Raw genomic sequence first — 3,401 nt, 5'->3', positions numbered from 1 at the left:
CTTTCATAGTCGATCAGCACGTCCGCGCCCATCTCGCGCGCGAAGGCGAAGTTCGCTTCGCGCACGGTCGTGAGCACCCGGGCGCCGATGGCCTTGGCAAGCTGGATCGCCACGTGGCCGACCCCGCCGGCGCCGCCGTGGATCAGGATGTTCTCCCCCACCCGCAGCCCCGCGCGCGCGACCAGCGCCTCCCAGGCCGTCCCGCCCACCAGGCTCAGGCTGGCCGCCTCCAGATGGCTCAGCGCGGCGGGCTTCCTGCCGACGATGCCTTCGGCGGCCACGTGGTATTCGGCGTAGCTGCCCTGCCCCTCGAAGATCTGCGGCGTGTACCAGACCTCGTCGCCCGGCGTGTAGGCCGTTACTCCCGGCCCGACGGCCTCGACCACGCCCGAGACATCGTGGCCGGTAATGGCCGGCAAGGGCACCAGATCGGGATAGTCGCCGCGACGGACTTGGTAATCCAGCGGATTGATCGACGTGGCATGCACCCGCACCAGCACCTGCCCCGCCTGTGGCACGGGCTTGGGCACGTCGCACAGTTCGAACGACTCGGGGCCGCCGAATGACTTGAGCACGATTGCTTTCATTTCAACTCCTGATTTCGATAAAAAGGGATATCGGGATTTTCCGATATTTAGTGGCAAAAAAATTCAGAGCTCTTTCCCGATCAGCTTGGCAAAGGCACTGATGTTGGCTTCATTGCGCTTGTAGTAGGTCCACTGGCCAATGCGCCGGACCTCGACCAGGCCCGCGCGTTGCAGGGTGGCCAGATAGTCGGACACCGTGGACTGCGACAGCCCGACGCCTTCCTGGATGCTGCTGACGCAGACGCCCACCGTATGCACGTCGCCCTCGTCCTGCGGCGGGAAGTGCCGCTCGGGATCCTTCAGGCCTTTGAGGATATCGAGGCGGGTGCGGTTCGAGAGGGCTTTGAAAATGTCTAGCAGGTCCATGGCGGGATAATATCGGAAATTACCGATATGTCAATTTCCCCGTCGAATGCCTTGAATGCGCGCGCGGCTGGCCTCTATCGCGATGCTCATCCGCCGGACCGTGGCGCGACGAATCGGAAACGCCTCGGCGCGTTCGGTGTAGGCCGCCGCCTGCTCAATCATCCGGTCAATCGTGGCTTCTGCCACGGGCAAGCCCACCCCACCCTCTCTGGCCAACCGCTGCAAGTGATCCCGTCCCACCACGGCGCCCTCGCCGCATACATCCATGTGATGCTGCCCCATCGGACCGTCGCTGAACGTCAGGTCGAATGCGGGCGCCAAGCGCCAACGTCGATCCTGCCCGAGACGCCATGCGAAGTTCTTCGGATGATCGTCCTGGTTGTGAAACAACACGTTGAAGACGGCGCGCGCATAGGCCTTCTCAACCTCGCGCTCATCGCGCGTCAACAAACGGGTGGCCCGCAGCAAGGTCGTGTAGTCCGTGCTGCCCGGCATGCGGAAATCCACCTGCAGCAGGCCCGCCAGGCTATGCACCGGCACGCGCATGCCTCGTTCCCGGTCGAAACGCGCCACGCCAAAGGCGGCAAGCCTGGGCGACAGATCGAACAAGGCGCTGGCCGGCACGTCCAGGCCGCAATCGCGGGCCAGCTCGGCATACAGCTGTTCGACGGCGCAGACTTCCTTATGCTCGCCTTGCGCCGGAAACTTCACCAGCCAGGGCACGCCCGGCGCATCGCCGCGCGTGCTGACATGGCCGGTCGTGGCATCGTGCTGCACCAGGGCCTTGGGCCGCGCGCCTTGCGGAGACCCTCCGGTCAACGCCAGTTCACGCAAGGCGACGCCCGCCTCTCCAGCCAGGGCCCGCTCGCTTTCCCGGGCCAGGGCCAGCAGGCTCCAGTCGGGCTCCACGGCGTCCGGATCGGCCGCCGGCACGAAGCGCAGCGCGCCCATGGCGCGGCCCCCGATGAACGCCAGCCGATCCAGGGGCCCCGGGTGACGCAATCCCTGGCGGCGGAACAAACGATCCATCAGCAGCAGCCCCCAGCCATCGGGCAGGCTGTCCGCCATCAGGCCGGGCAACCGATGCAGATACGGCGGAAAATCCCCGTAGGCCGGCGCGCGCAGCTTGAGATGCAATGGCGACAGCTCCAGCCCTTGCGCCAGGGCCTCGGGCGCATATTCAAACAGCAGCGTGGCGCCGTCATCGGCCAGGCGCCCCAGGAGCCAGTCCTCGCCCCAGCCACAGTAATGAACGGCCAGCTGCTTCATGTTTTGCTCCGACGAGGCGCCCGTTGGCGTTGCCCGGCGGATTCCGCCTGCGCCATCTGGGCGATGGATTGGCGCCTGAGCACGAACAGATCCTCCAGCTCACCCGCGAGCCCCAAGGCCTGCGTCACGCGGATCAAGGTCTCCAGCGATGACTGGCCGCTGCCTTCCAGCTTGCGCAACGCGCCGAGCGACAGGCCCGCCATCTGCGCCAGCTCGCGCTGAGGCAGACCCTGGGCCAGCCGCTGGGTGCGCAGCCGTGAGCCCAGGGCCCGCAGGATCTCGGCGGTGGATGCCAGATTAAATGACATATTTATGCTCTTTATCTAGACTTTCTCTTTATAAGCATCACTTTTATGATCTTTATAGACCTATATAACGCATCACCATCTGGCAAGCAAGCCCGGCCTTCCGTACAATGCCCTTCGTGGCTATGGGACACCTTCCTTCTCACCCTGATTACCTAGGGGTCCCGCTCTCCACACCGCGCCTGCGTCACGCAGGCGTTTTCACATCGGCGTCGCCATGACGCCGCCGCTCGCTCGCAGCGGCGAGCCACCGGAGCAAGGCAAGCATGAATCAGGAACTGTTCCTGCGCCGCGCCACCAAGGTCCACGTCCCCGTGGGTTCTGGCGGCGCCACGCGCGCCCAGGTCGCGTCGGCCATCCAGGAAATCGCGGCGTTCCATTGCATCCTGTCCGAGTCGGTGATCGAGCGGATCGGCATGCTGTCCGCCGATGAACTCGCGCGCTGGCTGCGCGACATGCTTGGCGTGCTGCGCCGCCGGGTCGGCGCGCACGTGCAGCACCAGCCGTTCTATCCGGGCTTCCCCGAGCAGGTGCTGAAAGCCTCGAAGGCCGAGCTGTACCTGACGGCCGTCATGCACTACCTCACGCTGCGCCGCCTGCCGACGCACGAGCATGCCCGCCCGCCCTTGCTCGAGGGCAAGCTCGTGCCCTGGCTCGTCGAACTGGGCAGCGTCGCTGAATTCGAGTCGCTGCTGGCGCCGCTGGTCTCGTCGCGCACCTCGCTGTCCGACGCGGACGCCGCCGATGTCGCCTGGTTCATCCGGCAATATCGCGGCGATGTCTTCCGCTTGCTGCCCGAGGACGTGCCATTCCGCGAGATCCGCGCGCTGGTTGGCGGCGCGCTGGTCCAGCACGTGGCGGGCGATGCGCGGGG

The 3,401-nt window shown here is 65.8% G+C and carries 5 protein-coding genes; 1 reads left to right on the top strand and 4 read right to left on the bottom strand.

Translation table 11 applies throughout. The features are described 5' to 3' along the window. The 4 genes from KDH83_RS30045 to KDH83_RS30030 all read right to left on the bottom strand — a co-directional run. Positions 1–587: alcohol dehydrogenase catalytic domain-containing protein (locus KDH83_RS30045; RefSeq protein ID WP_212322542.1), on the bottom strand; the 587-nt coding region annotated here is incomplete at its 3' end. 63 nt (positions 588–650) lie between these two features. Further along, on the bottom strand, positions 651–953 hold the full coding sequence (locus KDH83_RS30040) for a metalloregulator ArsR/SmtB family transcription factor (RefSeq protein ID WP_212322539.1): 303 nt from the start codon (positions 951–953) through the stop codon (positions 651–653). Between the two features lie 30 nt (positions 954–983). Continuing rightward, positions 984–2,222 carry a type II toxin-antitoxin system HipA family toxin gene (locus tag KDH83_RS30035; RefSeq protein ID WP_212322535.1) on the bottom strand — a complete coding sequence of 413 codons (1,239 nt, stop codon included), beginning with the start codon at positions 2,220–2,222 and terminating at the stop codon, positions 984–986. Then, positions 2,219–2,530 carry a helix-turn-helix transcriptional regulator gene (locus KDH83_RS30030; protein WP_212322533.1) on the bottom strand — a complete coding sequence of 104 codons (312 nt, stop codon included), beginning with the start codon at positions 2,528–2,530 and terminating at the stop codon, positions 2,219–2,221. Before KDH83_RS30030 ends, KDH83_RS30035 begins: the two co-directional genes overlap by 4 nt. Positions 2,531–2,793: 263 nt before the next feature. On the opposite strand from KDH83_RS30030, the gene KDH83_RS30025 reads away from it, so the two are divergent. After that, positions 2,794–3,401, top strand: a 608-nt coding sequence (locus tag KDH83_RS30025; RefSeq protein ID WP_212322532.1) for a hypothetical protein, incomplete at its 3' end; no start/stop codon positions are given.

Origin of the sequence: Achromobacter sp. Marseille-Q0513 (genome assembly GCF_018195695.1) — a bacterium.
In the GTDB taxonomy this organism is placed as follows: Bacteria; Pseudomonadota; Gammaproteobacteria; order Burkholderiales; family Burkholderiaceae_B; genus Achromobacter.
The sequence above is the reverse complement of the archived record's forward strand: the minus strand, read 5'-3'. Positions and strand labels throughout refer to the sequence as shown.

Excerpts from the sequence above, each read along its gene's own strand:
- KDH83_RS30040 (WP_212322539.1), bottom strand. The coding sequence starts at position 953 with ATGGACCTGCTAGACATTTTCAAAGCCCTCTCGAACCGCACCCGCCTC.
- KDH83_RS30035 (WP_212322535.1), bottom strand. The coding sequence starts at position 2,222 with ATGAAGCAGCTGGCCGTTCATTACTGTGGCTGGGGCGAGGACTGGCTC.
- KDH83_RS30030 (WP_212322533.1), bottom strand. The coding sequence starts at position 2,530 with ATGTCATTTAATCTGGCATCCACCGCCGAGATCCTGCGGGCCCTGGGC.